A 23,505-nucleotide genomic window follows, 5' to 3' on the forward strand; every position below is an offset into this window, starting at 1 on the left:
CAATGCAAATTTTAAAATTCTTTCAATTTCCAAATGCTTATCGTTACAATAGCGACTCTTTACTTTTAAGTGCTTTTATTTTAGAAGATAATTTGAGTAAAAAAACGCTATTAGATGTGGGTGCTGGCTGTGGAATTATAGGAATTTTATTGAAAAATTATTATCATCATTTAAAGCTTTCTTTACTGGATCTTCAAGAAGAAAATATTTTGCTTATTAAAGAAAATTTAAGGCAAAATGCACTTGAAGCGGAGTTTTTTCATAGTGATTTTAAGGAATTTAAAAGCGAAAAGCAATTTGATTATATCGTTTGTAATCCGCCTTTTTATAGACAAGGGACGCAAAAAAGCACAAATTTGCATAAAAGCATAAGTAAAAATGCTTCTTTTTTACCGCTTGAAGATTTAGTTAAGGGTGTTGATTCTTTACTTGCTCCGCGTGGGGTGTTTTATTTTTGCTATGAAGCTCTAGCTTTGAGTGAAATTTGTGTGATTTTAGAGAAATACAAGCTAAAAATGACTAAAATTCGTTTCATTCATAGCAAAAAGGGCATTAAAGCGAGACTTGTTTTAGTGAAGGTCATTAAAAATGCAAAAAGCCCTTGCGAAGTGGCTTCGCCTTTGTTTGTTTATGAAAATGGGTGTTTGAGTGAGGAAATGAGAGAGCTTGGTGTGAAATTTAGGATTGAAAGTTATGATTTTGAAAGAGGGCTTTAAATACAGCTTTGATGAAAGTAAATGTGAGAGTTGTGGAGGCAAATGTTGCACGGGAGAAAGTGGGAATATTTTTGTCAATCAAGAAGAGATTAAACTTTTAAGAGAGCATTTTAGGCTTGGAGAATTAGAATTTAGGGAGCGTTTTTTAAGGAAAGTTGGCTTTAAGTTTAGCTTAAAGGAAAAAGAATTTGAGGACGGGTTTGCTTGTATTTTTTTGATACAAAAAAAAGAAATTGCTCCATTTACGCCTTGCGTCCTACGCAGTGTAAAACTTTTCCCTTTTGGGATTATTTTAAAACACATAAGAAGGAATTAGAAAAAGAATGTATAGGAATTACTTATTTATCATAATCACTTGCCTTTTTTTAGGTGCTTGTGCAGGTAAAAATACTCCAATTTATGCAGATTTTAAACCTATGAAAGAAAATACCCTTGATAAGGATTTAATGAGGGCTTTCGTATGTGAGCATTATGGAGAATTTCAGTGTGCTAGAGATATTTATCTAAATTTATATGAAGAAAATGGTGAGCTTAAATTTTTAGAGCAGGCTTTTTTTTTAAGTCTTTCTCATAATTTAGATAAAACAAAAGAGCTTAATGAAAAGGCGAAAAAATTTCTTCAAACAAGTCCTAATATTAAGCGTTTAAGTGTGCTTTACTCTCTTTCAAATATGGACCTAGCAAGGGCACAAAAATTAGTCCTCGAGCTTTTAAAAAGTGATGATTATCCGGGAAATTATGAACTTTATGGAGATATTTTACTAAGGAAAAATCAGCTAAAAGAAGCCTTAAAATATTATAAAATCGCTTATAAACAATTACCAAATGAAGCAATGGCGTTAAAAATGATAGGAATTTATACGCTTTTAAATGATATTGAAAGTATGAAGAAATTTCTTGTTGATATGCGTAAAAAACAGGGTTGCACTTTAAAAACTTGTGCGTTTTTATCAAAAATTTATTTAGATGAAGAAAATTATAAGGAGCTTGAAGGTATTTATTTGGAGCTTTATGAATTAAGCTTTAATGATAATTTTTTACTTGCTTTGATTGAAATTTATATCAAACAAAATCAAAAGCAAAAAGCCTTAGATTTAGCTTTTCAGTATGATTTAGATGACGAGCTTAAGGTTTTTTTATTGCAAAATTTAAAGCGTTTTGACAAGGCAAAAGAATTAAGCTTAAAGCTTTATGAAAAAAGTGAAGATAAAGAACATTTGCTCCGTGCAGCGGTATTTGAATTTGAAGAGGCTAGTCTCAATGCAAAGCCTAATTTAGAGGTCGCTAAAAGTGTGGCTAAAAAATTTGAAGAGGCGATAACAAAAGAAAATTCGCCTCTTTATTTAAATTATTATGGTTATTTGTTGATTGATTATGATTTAGATGTTAAAAAGGGTATGGAATTTGTGGAGTTTGCTTTACAAAAAGAGCCGAATAATTTTTACTATTTAGATTCTTTGGCGTGGGGCTATTACAAATTAAAAAATTGCAAAAAAGCTTGGGAGCTTTTAGAAAAGACTTTTGTGGATAAAGAATTTGCAAATTCCAGTGAAAGCAAAGAACATCAAAAAGCGATAAAGGCTTGTTTAAATGATCTTAGATGAAATTTTTTTAAAAACAAAAGAAGAATTAGAAAGGCGTAAAATTACCCTACCTTACGATATGTTAGGACGTTCTTTAGCGGCAAATCCCTTTTTTCCAAAAGATGTTCGCAGGGCGTTAAAAAGAATCGATAAGGAGATAAAAATCATCGCTGAAGTGAAAAAAGCTAGTCCTAGTAAGGGGGTTTTAAGAGAGGAATTTGAGCCTTTAAGTATAGCCTTAAATTATGAAAAAAATTCTGCCGCTGCACTTTCTATTTTAACCGAGCCTTTTTACTTCAAAGGTTCTTTAGAATATCTTAGTCTCATACGCCGTTATACACAAATTCCTTTACTTAGAAAGGATTTTATTTTCGATGAGTATCAAATTTTAGAAGCTTTGGTTTATGGGGCGGATTTTGTGCTGTTGATTGCTAAAATGTTAAGCACAAAGGAGCTTAAGAGACTTTTGGAATTTAGCAGACATTTGGGACTTGAAGCTTTAGTGGAGATTCACAATAAAGAAGATTTAACAAAGGCTATTCTAGCTGGAGCTGATATTATTGGGATTAATCATAGAAATTTGGACGATTTTACTATGGATATGAGTCTTTGCGAGAAACTTATCCCTCAGATTCCAAATTCTAAAATTATCATTGCGGAGAGTGGTTTAGAAAATAGAGAATTTTTACAAGAACTTCAAAAAATCGGCGTTGATGCGTTTTTAATCGGCGAATATTTTATGAGGCAAGATGATGAGGGTAAGGCTCTTAAAGCCTTATGTGAGGGCTAATGGAGCATCTTTACGCACCTTGGAGGAGTGAATATTTGGAGGAGAAAAGTGAGTTTTGTCCCTTTTGTGTGTGTGCGAAAAAGCTTAAAAGCGATGAAGAGCTTGGAGTGCTTTTTAGAGCAAGGCATTGTTTTGGCGTGATGAATCGCTATCCTTATACGCCTGGACACTTTATGATTATTCCTTATAAACACGAGGAACATATTGAAAATTTGAGCGAGGAAGAATGGGGAGAAATGAGCCTTTTTGTGCGTAAGGGGGTTAAGATTTTAAAAGAGCATTTAAAGGCAAGTGGGGTTAATATCGGTATGAATTTAAGCGTGGCTGCTGGTGCTGGGATAGCGTCTCATTGTCATTATCACTTAGTGCCTCGCTGGAGAGGGGATACGAATTTCATCACTTCCATAGGGCAGACGAGGGTTTGTGGAGCGGATTTAGAAAAAATGTATCAAAAACTTTTTAAGGCTTTTAATGCTAGAGGAGCTTGATTATGCGGAGTTTTTAAAGCAAAAATTTGATGCCTTAATTGATGCGAGAAGTCCGCTTGAATACTCTCATTCTCATCTTAAAAATGCTTTAAATTTTTATGCTTTAAATAGCGAAGAACATCAAGAAATAGGCACTTTATATAAGAAAAATCAAGCTAAAGCTAAGGCAAGGGGTGCTGAGTATATTTGTGCAAATATGGCAAGACATATCCCCATTTTTACACATCAATTTAGAATAGGTGCTAAGGTTGGGATTTATTGTGCTAGAGGGGGTTTGCGTTCAAAGTCTATGGCGGTGATTTTAAGTGAGCTAGGGTATAGGGTCGTGCGTTTAAGGGGAGGATTTAAGGCTTATAGGGCGTATTTAAATGACTTTTTTTCAAAGCCTTTACAATGCGAATTGCTTGTCTTGTGCGGTCATACAGGGTGTGGGAAAACAGAGCTTTTGGAGCTTTTAGAACATTCTATCAATTTGGAAAAAATGGCAAATCATTTAGGTTCTTCTTTTGGGGATATTTTAGGAAAGCAGCCTAGCCAAAAGGCTTTTGATGAGGCTTTATTTCACTCTATGCAGACAAAACTTGCTTTTGTAGAGGGTGAAAGTCGCAAAATAGGCTCTATAACTCTGCCCTTAAAGTTTTATGAGGCGATGCAAAAGGGCTTTAAAATCCATTGCTTTGCTTCACTAGAAAAGAGAATTGAGCGTATAGAAAGGCTTTATAAGGCTAAGATGAATGCGGTCAATTTTTATACTTCTTTAAGAAAGATTAGTCCTTATATTAGTCTTAATTTAAGGCTTGATTTAGAGAACGCTTTTAAAAGGGAACAATGGCAAAAACTCATTGCTATGCTTTTGGAGTATTATGATAAAAGTTATAAAAAAAGCTCGCAAATTCACTATGAGCTTTTGACAGATGATCTTTTAAGGGCTAAAGAAGAGCTTATGGCTCTTTATGAAGAAAGACTTAAAGTCCTAAAGCAATTTTAAAGCCCATAAATACGATTGCTGCCATTAAACCTGCTGCTGGTAGGGTTATAATCCACGCTAAGCCTATAGGCTTCATCATAATCCAATTTGCATTTTTAGAATAAAGTCCAATGCCCAAAACCGCACCGATTAAGATATGTGTAGAGCTTACAGGAATTCCAAGCTGAGTGGCTAAAAGTATGACTATACTAGCACCAAGTTCTGCACTAAAGCCCGTTGTGGGGCGTATGGAGGCGAGTTTTGAGCCAACTGTTGTGATAACTTCCTTTCCTAAGAACCATAAGCCTATTACCAAAGATACGCCAAACATAGCAAGAGCGGCAAAAGGCACAGGAGAGGTGGCGTTAATGGCATTAGTTTTAAGCACATCTAAAATGGCTGCAAAAGGACCTATGGCATTGGCAATATCATTTGCTCCGTGTGAAAAGGCGAAACTTGAAGCGGTAAAAATTTGAAACCAAGAGAAAATTCTATCAGTTGTTTTGTTAAGCTCTGTTTTTTTTACTATGCTTACAACCGCAAAGGTAACAACATAGCTAATTGTGCCTAAAATTCCCACTATCCAAAAATTCTGCAAAACATCTAAAGTGCTGACATTATTTAAGCCCTTAAATAAAAACATTGAGGCAATAACCATAGTTCCTAAACAAGCGATAATTGGCATATGGGTTTTTAAAATTCCATAAATATCAATGGCTTTTTCTTTTTCTTTAAATTCCTTAATTTTATTTTTATAAAAACTTTCATCATCGTCCTCATCTAAAGCTATAATGCTAAGTTCTCTAATTTGCTCTTCATCGCTTTTTTTTCTAAGCTCATTAAAAAATTCTTCTTTAAATTGTTTTTTTGCTTTTTTAAGCTCTTTGATGTCTTCATTTAAATTTTTAGCAGGCTTTAAAATTTTTTTATCTATATAAGAATAGATGATGTAAGCGACCAAACCGCCTAAAAGTGGCGAAGCAATCCAGCTTATGGCTATTCTTAGAATTTCACTCCATTTTACCATAGCTAAAGTTTGAGTGCCATCAAATTCCAAAAGTCCCATCATAATACTAGCTCCAACTATGCCGCCTACTATGCTATGTGTTGTTGAGACGGGCAACCCCCTTTTAGTTGCTATAAAAATCCAAAGTCCAGAGCTTAAAAGTGCAGCCAACATAATGGCGACAAAAAGCATAGGATCAAGTGAGCTTGGGAAATTGACTATCCCACTTCTTATCGTTTTAGTTACCTCTCCTCCCGCGAAAATCGCTCCACTTAGTTCAAAAACTGCAGCGATAATTAAGGCTTGTTTAATGGTAACAGTCTTAGCTCCAACACTTGTTCCAAAGGAATTTGCTACATCATTACCGCCTATATTAAATGCCATAAAAATACCAAAGATAGAGGCAAGGATAAAAAGTATGACTTGATGAGAGGCAACATAATTAAAACCCCAAATCATAAAAAAAATTGAACTAATGGCAAAAATACTAAAGGCGAGAAGATTATCTTTTTTCAAGGCGAAACCTTTGTGCTAAATTAAAATTATAATTGTAATATCCTAACTGAAAAATTTAGCAAAAGTGTTTTAAATATAACTTAATAAAATCTAAATTTACTTTTATTTGTTTTTATTTTTTATAATGAGAAATGATGAAAAAGACATTGATAGGGACTTTGTTGTGCCTTTTTACACAGAATTCTTTTATTTTTGCAGATGCGTTGGGCAAGGCTTTAGAAGAAAATAAAGAGGGTAATTGGACGCGTTTTAAATTTAGATATGAAAATAATACGCCAGAAGTGCAAGAAGAAAGCGTAGATTTTCAAGCAGCTTTAAATTCGACTCTCTCAAGTGCTTTTGAAAAAAACAATGGCATCGATCAAACGGAGGGAAATTTGGATTTTCAAAATGAAAATTTTCAAATGAAAAATCTCACTTCTCTTTATGAAGGAGAAAACGACTCCTTACTTTTTCAAAAAGAAATTTTCGTTTCTCAAGAAAGTTATAATTATTCTGGTGGCTTGATTAATCGCTATATACACGAAAATCTTTTGTTTGGCGTTAATGGTTTTATCGATAAGCATAAAGAAGAAAATAGTGATAGCTCAAGTTGGGGTGCGGAATTTGGCTATGCGGACACACTTAAAGCTTATACAAATTATTATATGCCTCAAGATAAAAGCGTGGAGAAAAATTTACAATTAGGTCTTAGCTTCATCATTCCAACTTATGAATCTGTCATTTTTGATGTGAGTAAAGATAATGAAAAGACAAATTATCAAATTACCTATAAGCCTTATAAGGTCCTAAATTTCAATCTTTTTCAAAGTCAAAATAAAGAAAATGAAACTCAAAATGCCGTTCGTGTAGGCTTTAATTTCAATTTAAACAAAAGCTTTTTAGAGCAATTAAAAGAAGATGAAAGTAAATTTGAAGAAATCAATCGCTACGATTTCTTTCAAAGAAATCGTTAATTTAAAGCCTCGTTGCGAAATTTTTCGGGGTGATTGATGGCGTAGTTGAATTTTTCCCAGTCAATTTGCTTATCCCAAATACCAACAATAAGTGCAGCGACACTATTTCCGCACAAATTCCCCACAGCTCTCATTTCTGACATAAATTTATCGACCCCGAGCAAAATGCTAATGGCAGTTATAGGTAGAACTTCAGCTAAAGTGCCTCCGGCTTCTTCTATCTGCATACCCCCTAATGCACCTAAAGTGCTTCCAAGAACGATAAAGCCAGAGCCTGTAACGCCAACTGCTCCTTTTGAGGCTATCATTAAAACAAGTAAAATGCTAAGTTCGTGGCTAAGAGATAAATTTACGCCAAAAGCTTGTGCTAAAAAGATGAGACATACGGATAAATAGATATTGGTGCAGTCTAAATTAAAGCTATATCCAGTCGGTAAAACAAGTCCTACTGTGGCTTTTGAAATTCCTGCTTTTTCGAGTTTTTTCATTAAAGGGGCGAGGGCGGATTCGCTTGAGCTTGTGGCAAAGACGATTAAAACCTCTGCGGCGATAAAACGCATAAATTTAAAGATATTGACCCTAGCCAAATAACAAATAATCCCTAAAATTCCAAAGATAAATACAAGACAAGCAAAAAGCATCACTAAAAGCAAATAGCCAAGATTAAGAAGCGAGTTTAAGCCATATTGTGCAATGAGAAAAGCCATAGCACAAAAGGCAGCTACTGGGCTAAAATACATTATGATTTGTAGGATTTTAAAAACGAAATTTTGCACGACTTCAAAGACTTTTTGTATGCTTTGCTTATCTTCATTTTTCATTAAAGAAATGACAAGGGCTGTAAGTATAGCAAGAACTAAAACTTGCAGCGTTTTTCCCTCTGTAAAAGGACTGATGATATCCGTTGGGATAGCATCTTTTAAGATGTGTATGATTTCAGAACTTGCACTAATGTCGGCATTACTTTTTGTAAGATATTGCTCTACGCTTTTACTATCGATTTCATTAGGATCTAAATTCATATTCGCACCCGGTTTTAAAACATTTGTGATAAAAATTCCAACAGTCAAAGCAAGGGTGCTAACAAGCTCAAAATAAATTACCGCTCTAAGTCCTATGGAGCCGACTTTCTTAAGATTATCAAGACTAATGATTCCTAGAATAATTGTTACAAAAATAATAGGACCGATGAGAATTTTTAAAGCGTGGATAAAATAATCCACTCCAACCTTAACGCTCAAAGCTAACTCTTTATGCACACAGCCTAAAATAATTCCCAAAATAATGCCTAAAATAACCCAAAAAGCAAGACTTTTGAATATATTTTTGCATTTTTCTTTTGCGATAAAAGGAGACAAAATTTACCCTTTTTGTAATAAAAATTATTTAGTAATTGTAGCAAAAATATAGCTCTATTAAGTGCTTTTTCGATTTAAGGCTAAATTTTTGGTATAATGGATAAAGTTTTTGTTGCAATTATATAGAATAAAATATCTTTAAAGATATTTTATGAAAGGGTTGGTGATGAAAGAAATAGTTTTAGCGGATAATACACTCATTACTTCAAAAACAGATTTAAGAGGCGATATTATTTATGCGAATGATGATTTTTTAAAATATGCAGGCTATAAAATGGACGAAATTTTATATAAACCACACAATATAGTCAGGCACGAGGATATGCCACGCACCGTGTTTAAATGCTTGTGGGATTATATCACTAAGGGACACGAAATTTTTGCTTTTGTGAAAAATAAGGCAAAAAGTGGAGATTATTACTGGGTTTTTGCAAATATTACAGCTTCTTTTGATGAAAATGGTAATATTATTAATTATTATTCCGTGCGTAGAAAGCCTAATCCTAAAGCCATTCCTATAATGGAAAGTGTTTATAAAACTTTACTTGAAAAGGAAAAACAAGGTGGCATCAAGGCTGGCGTGGAAACTTTGATGGAAGTTGTTAATTCCTATAAGGTTACTTATAATCAGTTAATTTTTGATTTGCAAGAAAATAATTAAGAGTTTTTTAATCTCTATTAAATATAATTCGTAATTTTATCTTAAAATTTTGAAAATTGTTTAAGTAAGGAAGATGATGAAGGGTATTTTTGTATCGGCAATTACGCTAAATATAGTTGGACTTTTGCTAAGTTTTATGCTTAATATTTACATAGGAGCAGTGTGCTTTGTCGCTGCGGTGGCATTGCTTGTTTATGCTGTGTTGCTATATAAAGATGAAAGTGAGATGATAGAAAAGCTTTTTGTGCTTTCTAATTATCTTAAAGAGGGAGATTTTGACAAAAGGGTAATTTATATTAAGAGTAAAAGCAAGAAGCTTTCTCAAATTGCCGACAATTTAAACAATATGATAGATGGACTTGAGGCTTATTTAAGAGAGATTAATACCTCCATCACCTGTTCGCAAAATAATGAATTTTATCGTAAGGCTTTGCCCGAAGGTTTGAAAGGAATTTTTGCTCACAATATAGAATTTATCAATAAGGCTTTATCTAATATAGAATCAACGGCAAAATCAGCCTTTAAAAACGCTCTTTCTAAAACTTTAATGGATTTAAGCTTAGGTAGTCAAAATAGAGATATGTCGCGTATTACAACTTCCTTAAATGCGGATATTAATGCGATGAATAATATTTACGATGTGGTTTATTCTATCACTAAAGTTGCTACCGAAAATGGTTCGCAGGTTATATCCTTGCAAGAGTCTATGAATACCTTAATGGAGGTTGTCAATTCTAGTAAAGAAACAGTTGAGGCTTTTGTGGCAAATTCACAAAATATTACTTCTGTGGTTGAGGTTATACGTGATATAGCAGACCAAACAAATCTCTTAGCGCTTAATGCTGCCATTGAAGCTGCTCGTGCGGGAGAACACGGACGAGGCTTTGCGGTTGTGGCAGATGAAGTGAGACAACTAGCAGAAAGAACGCAAAAATCAACGAGTGAAATTTCCATAGCCATACAAACAATGCAGCAAGATTTTGACAATATACAATCAGGAAGCGAACAAGTTTTTGATATCGTTAGTAATTCAGAAGAACGCATTTCAAATTTCTCTCAAGCTTTTAAGCGACTTGAAGAAAACAGCTCCGAACTTGGTGTAAATTTTACCTCCTTTGCAAAAAAATTAATTTTATCTGTCGCAAAGATTGATCATATACTTTATAAATCTAATATTTATCTTGCTCTTAATGGCACACATAACTTTGATCTTAATAGTCTTGATGCAATTTCGCATCTTTGCCACGAAGAAAGAACTAAAATGATTATTAATGAGCTTGTGAGTGATGAAGATTTAGATGAAGTAAGAGCGGCAATTAAAGAAAACGCAAGTCGTGCGATAGAAGAATCAAAAGCTACATATATAGGACAAGAAACCTATGACTCCATAGTTAGCAAGGTAACAGCACTAGAGGGTAAGAGTGCGGAAATTTTGGCAAAGCTTAAAATAGAGGAATAAGTATGGCAAAGGAAATTTTTTTAGAAAAGGATTGCCTTATTACTTCAAAGACGGATTTAAAAGGCAAGATTGTTTATGCAAATGATGATTTTTTAGCATATGCGGGCTATAAAATGGACGAAATTTTATATAAACCACACAATATAGTCAGGCACGAGGATATGCCACGCACAGTGTTTAAATTTTTGTGGGATTATATGAAAAAAGGCGAAGAAATTTTTGCCTATGTCAAAAACAAAACAAAAAATAATGATTATTACTGGGTTTTTGCTAATGTAACGCCATCTTTTGATGTAAATAATCAAATCATAGGTTATTATTCTGTGCGTAGAAAGCCTAATCCTAAAGCCTTAGAGCAAATTAAGCCTCTTTATCAAGAGCTTTTAAAATTTGAGCAAATGAGTTTGGATAGGGGTGTGGAATTTTTAAAAGATTTTTGTAAAAATTCTCACAAAAGTTATAATGAATTTATTTTTTCTTTGCAAGAAGCAAAGTGATTTTATTTGCTAAATTCTTATATAATTTCAGCCTTTAAAAAAATTAAGGCTTATAATGTATGATATTATCGTAATAGGTGGCGGACACGCTGGCATAGAGGCAAGTGCCGTTACTGCTAAAATGGGTAAAAAAACTCTTCTTTTAACAACTCTCATTGAGCAAATTGGTGCAGCAAGTTGTAATCCTGCCATAGGAGGACTGGCTAAAGGACATTTGGTAAAAGAGCTTGATGCTATGGGTGGCTTAATGGGAGAAATTACCGATGAGGCGGGTATTCAATTTCGTATTTTAAATGAAAGCAAGGGTGTAGCTGTGCGAGGTAGTAGGGCACAAATTGATATGGACCGCTACCGTATTATTGCTAGAAATAAGCTTTTAAAGCTTAAAAATTTAGAAATTTCTCAAGAGCAAGTTACTAAATTAATTTTTGAAAATGATGAAATAAAAGGCGTTAGAACAAATTTAAATCACAATTATTACGCGAAAAAATTGATTCTTACCACAGGCACTTTTTTAAATGGACTTATCCACATAGGGGAAAATCAAATTGAGGCGGGGCGTGTGGGCGAAATGGCTTCTGTAATGCTTGGAAATTCTTTAAGAAAACTTGACTTAAAGATAGGCAGACTCAAAACAGGAACTTGTCCTAGAGTGGATGCAAAAAGCATTGATTTTAGCGTTTTGGAAATTCAACACGGAGATGCGGAGCCTAAGCCTTTTAGTTTTAGAACGAAAGATTTTTCACCCACGCAATTACCTTGCTTTATTGCAAGAACAAATTTAAATACACATCAAATCATTAAAGATAATTTTTATAGAGCTCCACTTTTTACTGGGCAAATTGAGGGCGTTGGTCCTAGGTATTGTCCGTCCATAGAAGACAAGATTAACCGCTTTGGCGATAAAGAAAGTCATCATCTTTTCATAGAGCCGCAAACTAAAGAGGCTAGTGAGTATTATATTAACGGCTTTTCGACTTCTTTACCTTACGAGGTGCAAACGCAAATGTTAAAAAGCATTAAGGGTTTTGAAAATGCTAAAATAACGCGTTTTGGTTATGCTATTGAGTATGATTATATCGATCCAACTGAGCTTTATCATAGTTTAGAGCTTAAAAAGGTTAAAAATTTGTATTGTGCAGGGCAGATTAATGGCACGACAGGCTATGAGGAAGCCGCTGCTCAGGGTTTTATGGCAGGGATTAATGCCGCATTAGCTTTAGAGGATAAAGAACCTTTTATTTTAGGACGTGATGAGGCTTATATAGGGGTTTTGATTGATGATTTGGTAATGAAAGGCACGAAAGAGCCTTATAGAATGTTTACTTCAAGGGCGGAGTTTAGACTACTTTTAAGAGAGGAAAATGCTATCATTAGATTAGGTAAATACGGCTTTAAATTTGGACTTTTAAGCGAAGATGAATTTCAAATGATAGAGCAAAGCCGAGAAAATATTGAGAAAGGATTAAGCTTTTTGCTCACTAAAGAATTAACTCCAAGCAACGAAAATAACGCTTTTTTAAAAGAGTTGGGTGAGGAGAAAATCACTTCTATTGTAAGTCTTCAAAAGATAGTCGCAAGAGTGGGTTTTAATGTGGAAAAATTACGCAAACTTGACCCATTTTTTGAGAATATGGACGCATATTCTTTGCAAGAAATTTTAAGTGAGGCAAAATATTATCATTATATCACTATGCAGAAGACTCAAGTAGAAAAAATGAAAAGTTTAAGTTCCCTTAAAATTCCAGTGAATTTTGATTTTAAAAAAGTAAGTGGTTTAAGCAATGAGGTAGTCGAAAAGCTTGAAAAATTTAGACCGCCTACACTTTTTGCTGCAAGTGAAATTAGTGGCATTACTCCTGCAGCTTTAGATATTTTACACATTTACATAAAAACAAAAAAATAAAAGTAAATATTTTTTAAGCTTCAAACTAGAAATTTTAAACAAAAATAGTAAAAAAGAAAAAATTTATTTTATTTTAGATAAACTGCTAGATTTATTAAATTAAATTTCAAGGAAAGGAAAATTATGGCTATCTCTGAAAGTAGAAGAAGCTTTATGGGCTTTGCATTTGGAGCTGTGGCTGCTGTGGGTGGTGCTTTTTCTCTTGTAGCGATGAAGAAGACTTGGGATCCGCTTCCTAGCGTTAAGGCGGCTGGTTTTACTACTGTGGATTTAAGCTCTATGCAAGATGGCGAACTTAGGACGATAGAGTGGCGTAAAAAGCCTATTTTTATTTTAAAAAAGGCTGCAGATATGACAAAAGATTCAAAGCGTGATGTGGTGATAGATAATGCTTCTTACACCGTTGTAATCGGGCTTTGCACTCATTTGGGCTGTATTCCTGCCTATGCTCCAAGCGAACAGCTTTTTAAATGTGCCTGTCATGGAGGCGAATTTGATATTAGTGGAGTTAATGTTTTTGGACCTCCTCCACGACCGCTTGACATTCCTCCTTTTAAAATAGAGGGGACAAAACTCGTCTTAGGCGAGGAAGGTCCTGAGTATCAAAAAATGGTAGCGGAGGCTTAAAATGGCACAAATTAGAAAGGCAAATGGTATAGTGGATTGGCTTGATCAAAGACTTGCGGTTCATAAATTGCTTGATGTATTGATGAATAAATACTGGATACCAAAACAAATTAACTTTTTATGGGCTATGGGTGTGATTTTAACCACGCTTTTTACCATACTTTTTGTAACGGGACTTTTGCTTGTGATGTATTATAAGCCTGATGTGGCTTTGGCATTTGATAGTGTCAATAAGACGATTATGCAAGAGGTTGAGTATGGTTGGCTTTGGCGTCATATGCACGGCGTGGCGGCGTCTGTGGTCTTTTTGGTGATTTATATTCATATGCTTACGGGAATTTATTATGGCTCTTATAAAAAGGGTCGTGAGATGATATGGATAAGTGGTATGCTTTTATTTGTCGTGTTTTCTGCCGAGGCTTTTAGTGGCTATATGCTTCCTTGGGGACAGATGAGCTATTGGGCTGCACAAGTTATCACAAATCTTTTTGGTGGAATTCCTTTTATAGGCGATGCTTTAGTTGTGTGGATAAGGGGCGATTATGCGGTATCTGACCCAACCTTAACGCGATTTTTTATGCTTCATGTTTGTTTGCTACCTATCGTTATTATTATGATTATAGTGTTTCACTTTTATTCTTTAAGAATTCCACATGTTAATAATGAAATAGCTGAAGAACTAGACTTTGACCTAGAAGCAGAAAAATATATGGCAGGAGATACGAAAGGTTCTAAGGTAATACCATTTTGGCCGGGCTTTTTAAGTAAGGATTTTGTATATATAAGCTTATTTATGATTTTCTTTTTCTATTTGGTAAGCTTTAAATTTGGTTTTGCTATGGATCCTATCAATTTTGACCCAGCAGACGCTCTTAAAACTCCAGCACATATTTATCCTGAGTGGTATTTTTTATGGAGTTATGAGGTTTTAAGGGGCTTTTTCTTTGATGTGGGTGGCGTTAAGGCTTTTGATATAGGCTTAGCTGCTTTTGGTATCGCTCAAGTGATTTTCTTTTTACTTCCTTGGCTTGATAGAAGTGATGTTGTTAAACCAGCTCACGAAAGACCTTTATTTTTCATATGGTTTTGGGTTTTACTTATCGATTTAATTGTTTTAACCGTGTATGGTAAATTACCTCCAACAGGCATCAATGCTTGGGTAGGATTTTATGCTTCTATCGTATTTTTATTGTTGCTAATTGTAGTTTTGCCTGTGATTACAATAATGGAAAAAAAAGGAGCTAAAAAATGAGAGAATTAAAGATATTTTTAGTTGTAGTTGCATTTACAGCCCTTACATACTGGGGTGTTGAGCCTTACGCACACTCTATAATGAAGCCTCATGTAAGCCCTGCGAATTTTAATTTCGCAGAAGAGGATTTAAGCTTTGCTAAGGGTATAGTTGCAGACAAAGAGATGCTTTTAGTTCAAGCACAAAAAGAAAATAACGCCACTCAAATAGAAAATGCAACTAAAGCACTTGATGTGGCTAAAGAAAATTTGGCAAAAAATGAAGCTCTTTGGGCTAGTGTGGAGAAAATAGATTTTGCAAAAGGCGATGCGAGCAAGGGCAAGGCGTTCTTTGAAGGTAATTGTTTTGCCTGCCATGGCTTAAAAGAAGATGGAATTGCTTCAAATTTCACAGATTCTTCTGCTTATGGTGTGATACCGCCTGATTTAAGCTCGGCTGCTTTGCTTTATGATGAGAAATTTTTGGCTGCTTTGATTTTAAATCCAGCTTTAGCATTAAAGGTTGATCATAAATTCGGTGATGCCTTTATTATGACAGCTTATAATAGTGAAACTTCTGGCGAGAGCGAGGAGATTGTCAATCAAAATATAGCCGATGTTATTGCTTATCTTAAAGAAATGGCTTTAAAATTTGAAGAAAAAGAAAATGCTAGAATTAAGCAAGAGGTCGAAGAAAAATACGCTAAAGTTGAGGAAAGTGCTGAAAAAACTGCTTTAATGGAGAAAGAAACAATCTTTGCTAAAGAAAGAATGCTTTTTGTCGAGTCTTGCGGTCGTTGCCACGATATGAGGTATGATGGCTTTTTTAGTCCTTCAGCTAAAAATGATTTAAAGGGCTATTTAGGCTCAATTCCGCCTGATTTATCGATGATGATAAGAAGTAGAGGAGAGCAGTATCTTAACGATTTTGTCAATAATACGCAAAAACTTCTTCCAGGAACGGCTATGCCAAGGGTAGGTTTAAATGAAGCCACACAAGCGAAAGTGATTTCTTACATTGAAAAAGTAGGCGATAGTAAAAAAGAAGAAAGAGAAAGTCTTGGAATTTACATTATGATTTTCTTTGTAATTCTTAGCGTTTTTGCGATTTTATGGAAGCGTTCTATCTGGTCTAAACTGCATTAATTTAAGTCGCCTTTTGGCGACTTTTCTTTATCTAAGTAAAAACTAAACTTAAATTTTGTATAATTCTGCCTCATTTCACACGCATCAATCCTTTTTAGCTTGTGTCAATTAAGGGATGCGGAGGAAAAAGCTAAAATTACAAGGAGAAACTCATGGTTAGTATGAGGGATTTGTTAGAATGTGGTGTGCATTTTGGGCACCAAACAAGACGCTGGAATCCAAAGATGAAAAAATACATTTTTGGTGAGAGAAAGGGTATTTATGTTATAGACTTGCAAAAGACCCTAAGATATTTTAGATACACTTATAATATCGTCCGCGATGCTGCTGCTGAGGGTAAAACTATACTTTTTGTCGGCACTAAAAAGCAAGCAGGTGGAGCCATTAAAGAATATGCTGAAAAATGCGGTATGCCTTATGTGAATCATCGTTGGCTTGGTGGTATGATGACAAATTTTGGCACGATAAGACAAAGTATTCGTAAGCTTGAAGTGATAGAAAAAATGGAAGAAGATGGAAGTATTAAGCTTTTAACTAAAAAAGAAGCTTTAATGCTAACAAGAAAAAAGGAAAAATTACTTGCTTATCTTGGCGGAATTCGCTATATGAAATCACAACCAGATATGATTTTTGTGATTGATACTGTAAAAGAAAAAATTGCTGTTGCTGAAGCAAATAGACTTAGAATTCCTGTGGTAGCACCACTTGATACAAATTGTGATCCAGATTTAGTAACTTATCCTATCCCAGGAAATGATGATGCGATTCGTTCTGTGCAACTTTTTTGTCAAGAAATGGCTGAAGCTATTAATGAAGGTAAGGCTTTAAGAGAGCAAGACGGTGTTACAGAAAGCGAAGAAAAAGAAATTAGTGAAGAAGAAAAACAAGAAGTTTTAGAAGAAGCTATGAGTGAAGAAGATTTTGAAGAGGAGCAAGAATAATGGCTGAAATTTCTGCACAAATGGTTAAAGAGCTACGCGAAAGCACGGGTGCTGGAATGATGGATTGCAAAAATGCCTTAAAAGAAACTCAAGGCGATTTTGAAAAGGCTATCCAGCTTTTAAGAGAGAAAGGTTTGGGTAAGGCTGCTAAAAAAGCTGATAGACTTGCAGCTGAAGGTTTAGTAAGCGTTAAGGTAAGTGATGATTTTACTAGTGCAACTGTGAGTGAGATTAATTCAGAAACAGATTTTGTCGCTAAAAATGAACAATTTATCGCTTTGACTAAAGATACTACGGCACATATTCAAAATCATAGTCTTAAGAGTATTGAAGAACTTCATTCTAGTGTGATTGATGGTGTGAAATTTGAAGAATATTTAAAAAGTCAAATTGCGACCATAGGAGAAAATTTGGTTGTAAGGAGATTTGCCACATTAAAGGCAAGTGAAAAAGGCGTGGTTAATGGCTATATCCACACGAATGGACGCGTAGGAGTTATCATCGCGGCAGCTTGCGAAAGCACTAAAGTGGCAAGTAAGGCTAAGGATTTTTTAAAACAAATTTGTATGCATATAGCAGCGATGAAGCCAACTTATTTAAGTTATGATGAACTTGATATGGGTTTTGTAGAGAGTGAATATAAGGCTTTAGTCGCAGAACTTGAAAAGGAAAATGAAGAAAGAAGAAGACTTAAGGACCCTAATAAGCCAGAACATAAAATCCCTAAATTTGCTAGTCGTAAGCAGCTTAATGATACTATTTTAAAGCAGGCGGAAGAAGATATTAAGGCGGAACTTAAAGCACAAAATAAGCCTGAGAAGATTTGGGATAAAATTATCCCGGGTAAGATAGAAAGTTTTATTGCTGAAAATTCACAGCTTGATAGCAAATTAACCCTAATGGGGCAATTTTATGTAATGGACGATAAAAAAACTATCGCACAGATTATTGCTGAAAAAGAAAAAGAGTTGGGAGGTTCAATTAAAATAGTTGAATTTATCCGCTTTGAAGTAGGTGAGGGTTTGGAGAAAAAGACTGAAGACTTCGCGGCAGAGGTTGCCGCTCAAATAGGCTAAAATGGAACTTCTAAGAGCGGAAAATTTAAGTCATAGCTTTGATTATCCGCTCTTTGAGAATTTAGATTTATCTTTGAGAGCTAAAGATTGCATAGCCGTTCAAGGAAGTAGCGGTTGTGGTAAATCTACGCTTTTACATATTTTATCTTCTTTTTTAAAGCCAAATTCGGGTGTCGTTTTGTATCAAAATCAAAATTTATATGATTTAAATGAAAATAAAAGACTTGAAATCCGCCGTAAAGATTTTGGCATTATTTTTCAAGCACATTATCTTTTCAAAGGCTTTAGCGTTTTAGAAAATATAGAGCTTGCTAGTGTTTTATCTAAGCAGGATTTAGATAAAGAGTTATTAAAAAAGTTAGGTATAGATATGCTTTTGGATCAAAAAATTGGCAAATTAAGTGGTGGACAGCAACAAAGAGTGAGCATAGCTAGGGTGCTTTGTAAAAAACCACGCATTATTTTTGCTGATGAAGCGACAGGAAATTTGGATTTTACTAATGCTAAAAATGTTTTACGCATTTTGATGGATTATGTTAAAGAAAATGATGCCGCTTTGTTTTTCGTAACTCACGATGATACGCTTGCAAGTCTTTGTGATAAAACCTACACTTTAAAAGCAAATGGAATTTGTTAATTATCTAGGCGATAAAAATGTAGCAACTTTTATGCTTTTGTTTGCTAGACTTAGTGGTCTTATTGTATTTTTTCCTTTCTTTTCGCATAATAGCATTCCTATGGTGGTAAAAACAACTATAGTGTTTTTTCTAACGATGTTTTTATATCCTTTAGCGAAAATTGAGGTTTTACATTTGGATAGTTTTTTTATCTTGCAGCTTTTAAGCGAGGTGCTTTTTGGTATGATAGCAGGACTTATTATCCAATTTGTTTTTGTTATCATAATGATGGCCGGTGAGCAAATAGCTTTTACTATGGGTTTTACTATGGCAAGTGTGCTAGATCCTAGTTCGGGTATTAATATGCCTGTTACTTCACAAATTTTAAATTTACTCGCTTTGCTTTTCTTTTTGGCTTTTGACGGACATCATTTAATGCTTTTATTTTTAAGTCAAAGTTTAACTTATATTAATCTCGGTGGCTTTTATCCTGGCGAAAATTTTATGCAATATCTAAATTCTGGTATGTTGAGCGTGTTCGTGATAGGCTTTACTATGGCTTTTCCTATACTTGCCATTTCTTTGCTTGCCGATGTTATTTTTGGAATTTTGATGAAAACTATGCCACAATTTAATCTTTTAGTAATTGGCTATCCTATTAAAATCGCTCTTGCTTTTGTGGTATTAATCGCTATTTTACTCATTATGATGGAATATTTTAAAGAACTTATTGTGGAGGTTTTTTCAAATATGCAAACTCTTTTCTTTACCTAAGCTAATAATAAAAAAAATTATCATAAAATAAGCAATTATTTTTAAGGAAAGATGATGAAAATTTTACTTTTAAATGAAAATCCTGTTGTTTCTAAGCTTATCAATCTTAGTGCGCAAAAAATGTCTTATGAAATTAATGAGTTAAGTGCTTATGAGGATGGAATTTATGATGTGATTATTGTAGATAGCGACACGCAGACTGATATTAACTTCTTGAAAGAAAAATGCAAAAGACTTATTTATCTTAATCCTCGTAATAAAAAATGTGAGCTTGATGTGGAAATTTTATCCAAGCCTTTTTTGCCAACAGATCTTTTAAATTTATTAAGCCAAGAGCCGTCAAAAGAAGCTGTGATAGAAGATGAAAATCCTTACGCTGACTTAAGCCTTGATCTAGATGCTTTAAATTTGGACGATGTGCCAAGTGAAGAAGAGGAAGTGGGACTTGAAGATTTAAGCTTAGATGAGGAACAAGAGAGTGAAAAATTAGATGAAAAATTGAACGAAACTGCTCTTTCTTTAGAAGAAAATTTAAGCGAGCAAGAAGACGAACAGGAGAATTTGGAGACTGAAGAGTTGGAGAATGAAAAATTAGAGAGCGAAAATTTAGAAAGTCAAGAGATTTCAAATGAAGAAAATCCTGAAGACTTAAATTTAGATGAAAATTTGAGTGGGGAATTAAAAGAAGATGTTGAGGGAGAAAATTTGGAGTTAAATTTAAATGAAGAAGAAAAGCAAGAGGACGAACAAGAAGCCTTAGAAAATGAAAATAAAAAAGATGAAAACTTAGAATTTGAAACTTTAGAAAATGAACAAGAAAGCGAAAATGTAGAAAACGAAAAGTTAAAAAATGAAGAAGAGCTTTTGCCTGTGGTTGAGGAGCAAGAGGGCGAGGTAAGTTTTGATGACTTTCCAGAAGATGCTGAATTTTTAGGACAAGAAAAAGAGCAAGATGCTGAAGCTGAGGAAACTTTACCTATGGTCGAGGAAAATTCAGAGGAAGATACGCAAACTGAGCCTTTGAGCACAGAGGAGCAAATTAAGGAAGAATTGGCACAACTTGATGAGCTTGATATGGATATTAATCAAGAAGATAGGGTAAAAGTTTTGGAAGAATTTAAAGATGAACCTGTGCTAGATGATGAAGTTTTAGGCGTTAGCGATGAGGAGCTTGTCGTGCCAAATGTGGAGCTGGACGAATTTGCTGATTTAAAAGAAAATGATATTAAACAAGCCTTAGGTGAGGAAGTGAATTTTGAAGAGGAGCAAACTGCAAAAGAGGCGGAATTGCAAAATGATTTTGAAAAGCAAGAGCTTAAAATTTCACAAGATGAGCTTATGAATGAGCTTAGTCAAGGCATTAGCAAGGCGATAAATGCAAGTATTAAAGATGACACGCTAAAAGCTGCACTTAAGGGTATGAATATGAATATTAACATTAAGATAAGTTTTGATGAGGAAGGGCATTGAGAGGCTTTATTTTACTCATTTCAGGTCCTAGTGGAGCTGGAAAATCAACCTTACTTAAAAAGCTTTTTGAAGAATTTGCAGGTGAGCTTTATTTTTCTATATCTTCTACAACAAGAGCACCTAGAGATGGTGAGATAGATGGAGTGCATTATCATTTCATCAGTCAAGAAAAATTTCAAAATGGTATAAAAAATGGAGATTTTTTGGAGTGGGCTAGGGTGCATGAGAATTTTTACGGCACTTCTTTAGAGCATACAAATAGGGCGTTAGATGAAGGTAAAATTGTCGTTTTTGATATTGATGTGCAAGGCTTTAAAATTGCAAAAGAGAATTTGGGAGATAAAATCGATTCTATTTTCATTACAGCGAAAAATAAGGAGGAGTTAAAAAAAAGGCTTCTTAAGCGAAACACTGATACAATAGCACAGCTTGATAAAAGGCTCAAAAATGCTAGTGAAGAGATGAGAGAGCTTAGGGAATATGATTATCTCATTATTAATGATAATTTAGAAAAGAGTTATGAGGCTTTGCGTTCTATTTTTCTTTCTTTAAAACATAAAACAAAGAGACAAAATATAGAGCAGATTCGAAATTTATGGAATGAAGGAGTATGATATGGGTATAGGAAATATAGGTGTTAGTGGTTGGATTATTATTTTGGTGATTGTCATTTTGCTTTTTGGAGCGAAAAAAATCCCAGAACTTGCTAAAGGCGTTGGTAAGGGCATTAAAACCTTTAGAAGTGAAATGGATAATGATGATGAGCCAAAAAATGCAACGAAAATAGAAGAAAAGCCTGAAGAGAAAAAGACTGCTAGTGAAGCAAATTTAGATGAAGTCAAAAAAGCTTAAGGTTTTGTTTTGAAAAATGTAGTTTATGAAGAAATTTATAAAATTTTAGGGCGAGATTTTATCCTTGAAAATCCAAAAGATAAAACTTTAGCACATTTTGCTACCCCACTTGCCTTTTCTTTAGCTAAGGAATTTAAAAAATCTCCTGCTTTGATCGCTGCGAATTTGGCATTGAAATTTGAAAATCATTTTTATTTCGAAAAGGTTGAAGCGGTAAATGGCTATTTAAATTTTAGACTTTCTAAAACTTTTTTGGATACTCTTGCTAAAAAAGCTTTAAAGCAGCCTGATAAATTTGGTAAGGGACAGGTGAAAAGTGAAAGCTTTTTGCTTGAATATGTCAGTGCAAATCCCACAGGTCCTCTTCACATAGGGCATGCGAGGGGGGCTATTTTTGGTGATACCTTGGCAAGAGTGGCGAGACATTTGGGCTATCAGTTTGATACGGAGTATTATGTTAATGATGCGGGCAATCAAATCGACTTGCTTGGACTTTCAGTTTTATCTAAGGTTAAGATACTTTGTTTAAATGAAGAGCTTGAATACCCAGAAAATGCTTATAAGGGCGAGTATATTGATGATTTGGCGCGTGAGGCATTTGCAAATTTTGAAAAAGATTTTTTTACAATGGAAAATGTGCCAAATTTAGCTTTTTGGGCTAAGGATAAAATGCTTGATTTGATTAAGCAAAATTTAGCACAGGCAAAAATTACAATCGATCATTATGTGAGCGAAAGGTCTTATTATAACGCTTTGGAGGATACGATCAAATCCTTAAAAGCACACGGCGGTATTTATGAAAAGGATTATAAAATTTGGCTCGCTTCTTCGCTAAAGGGTGATGAAAAAGATCGCGTTATCGTGCGTGATGATGGGCGTGGGACTTATTTAGCTGCGGATATAGTCTATCATAAGGATAAAATGAGTAGAAACTATGATAAGTGTATTAATATTTGGGGTGCTGATCATCACGGCTATATCCCAAGAATGAAGGCTGCGATTGAATTTTTAGGTTTTAATCCACAAAATTTGGAAATTATCCTTGCACAAATGGTGTCTTTATTGAAAAATAATCAACCTTACAAAATGAGCAAGAGAGCTGGAAATTTCATCTTGATGAGCGAGATTTTAGACGAAATAGGAAGCGATGCTTTAAGATTTATTTTTTTAAGTAAAAAATGCGACACGCATTTAGAATTTGACATTGATACTCTTAAAAAAGAGGATAGTTCCAATCCTGTATTTTACATCAATTACGCCCATGCAAGGGTGAGGCAAATTTTTCTTAAGGCAGGAAAAAGCCTTGATGATGTTTTAGAAGCTGATTTATCAAATTTAAATGATGAGGCGACAAATTTATTATTTGAAGCTTTAAATTTGGGAGCAATTTTAAATGATGCTTTTGAGCAAAGAGCCTTACAGAAAATTCCAGATTATCTTAAAAATCTAGCGGCATCTTTTCATAAATTTTATTATGAAAACAGGGTTATAGGAACAGAAAATGAAGAAAGCTTATTAAAGCTTTTTGCTCTAGTGGCACTTAGTATTAGGACGGGGTTTGCCCTTATGGGAATTCGGGCAAAGGATAAGATGGAGCATTAAAAGTCAAAAAGTTCCCCTATCCAACTTTCTCTCTTTTTCTTTTTATAGTAGCCGTCGTTGTGGTGAGGGTGATGGTGGTAGTCATTTCTTGTATAAGAAGAGTTTGTATTGGCGGCTGGAGTGCTGCGTTCGATAATTTTATCAAGCTCACCTCTATCAAGCCACACGCCACGGCATTTAGGGCAATAGTCAATTTCTACGCCACTTCTATCACTCATCATTAAATCAACATTACAAACAGGGCAAAGCATATTTATCCTTTTTTTT

At 34.3% G+C, this 23,505-nt stretch carries 23 protein-coding genes and 2 pseudogenes; 22 read left to right on the forward strand and 3 right to left on the reverse strand.

From position 1 onward, the window contains the following. The first annotated feature begins 2 nt into the window (after positions 1-2). From CVULP_RS02080 to mnmH, 6 genes and pseudogenes are all read left to right on the forward strand, one after another. Positions 3-716 (forward strand): tRNA1(Val) (adenine(37)-N6)-methyltransferase, encoded by a 714-nt coding sequence (locus CVULP_RS02080; protein ID WP_099507125.1) that lies wholly within the window; start codon positions 3-5, stop codon positions 714-716. Then, positions 694-1,067 (forward strand): annotated as a pseudogene (locus tag CVULP_RS02085) (YkgJ family cysteine cluster protein). Before CVULP_RS02080 ends, CVULP_RS02085 begins: the two are co-directional and overlap by 23 nt. Further along, positions 1,040-2,320 carry a tetratricopeptide repeat protein gene (locus tag CVULP_RS02090; protein ID WP_099461195.1) on the forward strand — a complete coding sequence of 427 codons (1,281 nt, stop codon included), beginning with the start codon at positions 1,040-1,042 and terminating at the stop codon, positions 2,318-2,320. Before CVULP_RS02085 ends, CVULP_RS02090 begins: the two are co-directional and overlap by 28 nt. Continuing rightward, complete coding sequence (trpC, locus tag CVULP_RS02095) at positions 2,307-3,089, forward strand: indole-3-glycerol phosphate synthase TrpC (protein WP_099507124.1); 783 nt, start codon at positions 2,307-2,309, stop codon at positions 3,087-3,089. Before CVULP_RS02090 ends, trpC begins: the two co-directional genes overlap by 14 nt. Next, positions 3,089-3,577 carry an HIT family protein gene (locus CVULP_RS02100; RefSeq protein ID WP_099507123.1) on the forward strand — a complete coding sequence of 163 codons (489 nt, stop codon included), beginning with the start codon at positions 3,089-3,091 and terminating at the stop codon, positions 3,575-3,577. Before trpC ends, CVULP_RS02100 begins: the two co-directional genes overlap by 1 nt. After that, positions 3,561-4,565, forward strand: coding sequence for a tRNA 2-selenouridine(34) synthase MnmH (gene mnmH / locus CVULP_RS02105; RefSeq protein WP_099507122.1), 1,005 nt, complete (start codon positions 3,561-3,563; stop codon positions 4,563-4,565). The genes CVULP_RS02100 and mnmH overlap by 17 nt, the downstream gene beginning before the upstream one ends. Here the strand turns inward: mnmH and CVULP_RS02110 are convergent. Beyond that, positions 4,543-6,066 carry an inorganic phosphate transporter gene (locus tag CVULP_RS02110; protein ID WP_099507121.1) on the reverse strand — a complete coding sequence of 508 codons (1,524 nt, stop codon included), beginning with the start codon at positions 6,064-6,066 and terminating at the stop codon, positions 4,543-4,545. The two genes, mnmH and CVULP_RS02110, sit on opposite strands and share 23 nt — an antisense overlap. Before the next feature lie 131 nt (positions 6,067-6,197). Between CVULP_RS02110 and CVULP_RS02115 the strand changes: the two genes are divergently transcribed. Next, complete coding sequence (locus CVULP_RS02115) at positions 6,198-7,022, forward strand: inverse autotransporter beta domain-containing protein (protein WP_099461200.1); 825 nt, start codon at positions 6,198-6,200, stop codon at positions 7,020-7,022. Here the strand turns inward: CVULP_RS02115 and CVULP_RS02120 are convergent. Next, positions 7,019-8,380, reverse strand: a complete 1,362-nt coding sequence (locus CVULP_RS02120) for a cation:dicarboxylate symporter family transporter (RefSeq protein ID WP_099507120.1) — start codon at positions 8,378-8,380, stop codon at positions 7,019-7,021. The two genes, CVULP_RS02115 and CVULP_RS02120, sit on opposite strands and share 4 nt — an antisense overlap. Positions 8,381-8,546: 166 nt before the next feature. On the opposite strand from CVULP_RS02120, the gene cetC reads away from it, so the two are divergent. From cetC to argS, 15 genes and pseudogenes are all read left to right on the forward strand, one after another. Further along, positions 8,547-9,041: an energy taxis response protein CetC gene (gene cetC / locus CVULP_RS02125; protein WP_099507119.1), complete on the forward strand. Its 495-nt coding sequence runs from the start codon at positions 8,547-8,549 to the stop codon at positions 9,039-9,041. Positions 9,042-9,741: 700 nt separating this feature from the next. Further along, a pseudogene (gene cetA, locus CVULP_RS08830) lies at positions 9,742-10,500 on the forward strand (bipartate energy taxis response protein CetA); the annotation flags it as partial. Between the two features lie 2 nt (positions 10,501-10,502). After that, positions 10,503-10,997, forward strand: coding sequence for a bipartate energy taxis response protein CetB (cetB, locus tag CVULP_RS02135; protein ID WP_099461204.1), 495 nt, complete (start codon positions 10,503-10,505; stop codon positions 10,995-10,997). A gap of 55 nt (positions 10,998-11,052) precedes the next feature. Further along, on the forward strand, positions 11,053-12,903 hold the full coding sequence (mnmG, locus tag CVULP_RS02140) for a tRNA uridine-5-carboxymethylaminomethyl(34) synthesis enzyme MnmG (protein ID WP_099507118.1): 1,851 nt from the start codon (positions 11,053-11,055) through the stop codon (positions 12,901-12,903). Between the two features lie 123 nt (positions 12,904-13,026). Continuing rightward, a complete protein-coding gene (gene petA, locus CVULP_RS02145) occupies positions 13,027-13,530 on the forward strand; it encodes a ubiquinol-cytochrome c reductase iron-sulfur subunit (protein ID WP_099461206.1) in 504 nt (167 codons plus the stop codon). Between the two features lies 1 nt (position 13,531). After that, entirely contained in the window at positions 13,532-14,782 is a 1,251-nt protein-coding gene (locus tag CVULP_RS02150) for a cytochrome b (RefSeq protein ID WP_099461207.1), read from the forward strand. Then, complete coding sequence (locus CVULP_RS02155) at positions 14,779-15,906, forward strand: c-type cytochrome (protein ID WP_099461208.1); 1,128 nt, start codon at positions 14,779-14,781, stop codon at positions 15,904-15,906. Before CVULP_RS02150 ends, CVULP_RS02155 begins: the two co-directional genes overlap by 4 nt. A 152-nt stretch (positions 15,907-16,058) precedes the next feature. Next, on the forward strand, positions 16,059-16,847 hold the full coding sequence (rpsB, locus tag CVULP_RS02160; RefSeq protein ID WP_099461209.1) for a 30S ribosomal protein S2: 789 nt from the start codon (positions 16,059-16,061) through the stop codon (positions 16,845-16,847). Then, the gene (gene tsf, locus CVULP_RS02165; protein WP_099507117.1) at positions 16,847-17,923 is read left to right on the forward strand and encodes a translation elongation factor Ts; all 1,077 of its coding nucleotides are present in this window, start codon (positions 16,847-16,849) and stop codon (positions 17,921-17,923) included. The genes rpsB and tsf overlap by 1 nt, the downstream gene beginning before the upstream one ends. 1 nt (position 17,924) lies before the next feature. Then, positions 17,925-18,560 (forward strand): ABC transporter ATP-binding protein, encoded by a 636-nt coding sequence (locus tag CVULP_RS02170; RefSeq protein WP_099507116.1) that lies wholly within the window; start codon positions 17,925-17,927, stop codon positions 18,558-18,560. Then, a complete protein-coding gene (gene fliR / locus CVULP_RS02175; RefSeq protein WP_099461212.1) occupies positions 18,547-19,314 on the forward strand; it encodes a flagellar biosynthetic protein FliR in 768 nt (255 codons plus the stop codon). The genes CVULP_RS02170 and fliR overlap by 14 nt, the downstream gene beginning before the upstream one ends. A gap of 54 nt (positions 19,315-19,368) precedes the next feature. Further along, positions 19,369-20,784 (forward strand): hypothetical protein, encoded by a 1,416-nt coding sequence (locus CVULP_RS02180; protein ID WP_099507115.1) that lies wholly within the window; start codon positions 19,369-19,371, stop codon positions 20,782-20,784. Then, a complete protein-coding gene (gene gmk, locus CVULP_RS02185) occupies positions 20,781-21,398 on the forward strand; it encodes a guanylate kinase (RefSeq protein ID WP_099507114.1) in 618 nt (205 codons plus the stop codon). The genes CVULP_RS02180 and gmk overlap by 4 nt, the downstream gene beginning before the upstream one ends. A 1-nt stretch (position 21,399) precedes the next feature. Beyond that, on the forward strand, positions 21,400-21,636 hold the full coding sequence (gene tatA / locus CVULP_RS02190; RefSeq protein ID WP_099461215.1) for a twin-arginine translocase TatA/TatE family subunit: 237 nt from the start codon (positions 21,400-21,402) through the stop codon (positions 21,634-21,636). 9 nt (positions 21,637-21,645) lie between these two features. Then, entirely contained in the window at positions 21,646-23,238 is a 1,593-nt protein-coding gene (gene argS, locus CVULP_RS02195; protein WP_099507113.1) for an arginine--tRNA ligase, read from the forward strand. Here argS and CVULP_RS02200 read toward each other — a convergent pair. Continuing rightward, complete coding sequence (locus CVULP_RS02200) at positions 23,235-23,489, reverse strand: TFIIB-type zinc ribbon-containing protein (protein ID WP_099461217.1); 255 nt, start codon at positions 23,487-23,489, stop codon at positions 23,235-23,237. The two genes, argS and CVULP_RS02200, sit on opposite strands and share 4 nt — an antisense overlap. Between the last annotated feature and the right edge of the window lie 16 nt (positions 23,490-23,505).

It is taken from the genome of Campylobacter vulpis (genome assembly GCF_014217995.1).
GTDB lineage: Bacteria > Campylobacterota > Campylobacteria > Campylobacterales > Campylobacteraceae > Campylobacter_D > Campylobacter_D vulpis.

Excerpts from the sequence above, each read along its gene's own strand:
- CVULP_RS02080 (WP_099507125.1), top strand. The coding sequence starts at position 3 with ATGCAAATTTTAAAATTCTTTCAATTTCCAAATGCTTATCGTTACAAT.
- CVULP_RS02090 (WP_099461195.1), top strand. The coding sequence starts at position 1,040 with ATGTATAGGAATTACTTATTTATCATAATCACTTGCCTTTTTTTAGGT.
- trpC (WP_099507124.1), top strand. The coding sequence starts at position 2,307 with ATGATCTTAGATGAAATTTTTTTAAAAACAAAAGAAGAATTAGAAAGG.
- CVULP_RS02100 (WP_099507123.1), top strand. The coding sequence starts at position 3,089 with ATGGAGCATCTTTACGCACCTTGGAGGAGTGAATATTTGGAGGAGAAA.
- mnmH (WP_099507122.1), top strand. The coding sequence starts at position 3,561 with ATGCTAGAGGAGCTTGATTATGCGGAGTTTTTAAAGCAAAAATTTGAT.
- CVULP_RS02115 (WP_099461200.1), top strand. The coding sequence starts at position 6,198 with ATGATGAAAAAGACATTGATAGGGACTTTGTTGTGCCTTTTTACACAG.
- cetC (WP_099507119.1), top strand. The coding sequence starts at position 8,547 with ATGAAAGAAATAGTTTTAGCGGATAATACACTCATTACTTCAAAAACA.
- cetB (WP_099461204.1), top strand. The coding sequence starts at position 10,503 with ATGGCAAAGGAAATTTTTTTAGAAAAGGATTGCCTTATTACTTCAAAG.
- mnmG (WP_099507118.1), top strand. The coding sequence starts at position 11,053 with ATGTATGATATTATCGTAATAGGTGGCGGACACGCTGGCATAGAGGCA.
- petA (WP_099461206.1), top strand. The coding sequence starts at position 13,027 with ATGGCTATCTCTGAAAGTAGAAGAAGCTTTATGGGCTTTGCATTTGGA.
- CVULP_RS02150 (WP_099461207.1), top strand. The coding sequence starts at position 13,532 with ATGGCACAAATTAGAAAGGCAAATGGTATAGTGGATTGGCTTGATCAA.
- CVULP_RS02155 (WP_099461208.1), top strand. The coding sequence starts at position 14,779 with ATGAGAGAATTAAAGATATTTTTAGTTGTAGTTGCATTTACAGCCCTT.
- rpsB (WP_099461209.1), top strand. The coding sequence starts at position 16,059 with ATGGTTAGTATGAGGGATTTGTTAGAATGTGGTGTGCATTTTGGGCAC.
- tsf (WP_099507117.1), top strand. The coding sequence starts at position 16,847 with ATGGCTGAAATTTCTGCACAAATGGTTAAAGAGCTACGCGAAAGCACG.
- CVULP_RS02170 (WP_099507116.1), top strand. The coding sequence starts at position 17,925 with ATGGAACTTCTAAGAGCGGAAAATTTAAGTCATAGCTTTGATTATCCG.
- fliR (WP_099461212.1), top strand. The coding sequence starts at position 18,547 with ATGGAATTTGTTAATTATCTAGGCGATAAAAATGTAGCAACTTTTATG.
- CVULP_RS02180 (WP_099507115.1), top strand. The coding sequence starts at position 19,369 with ATGAAAATTTTACTTTTAAATGAAAATCCTGTTGTTTCTAAGCTTATC.
- tatA (WP_099461215.1), top strand. The coding sequence starts at position 21,400 with ATGGGTATAGGAAATATAGGTGTTAGTGGTTGGATTATTATTTTGGTG.
- CVULP_RS02200 (WP_099461217.1), bottom strand. The coding sequence starts at position 23,489 with ATGCTTTGCCCTGTTTGTAATGTTGATTTAATGATGAGTGATAGAAGT.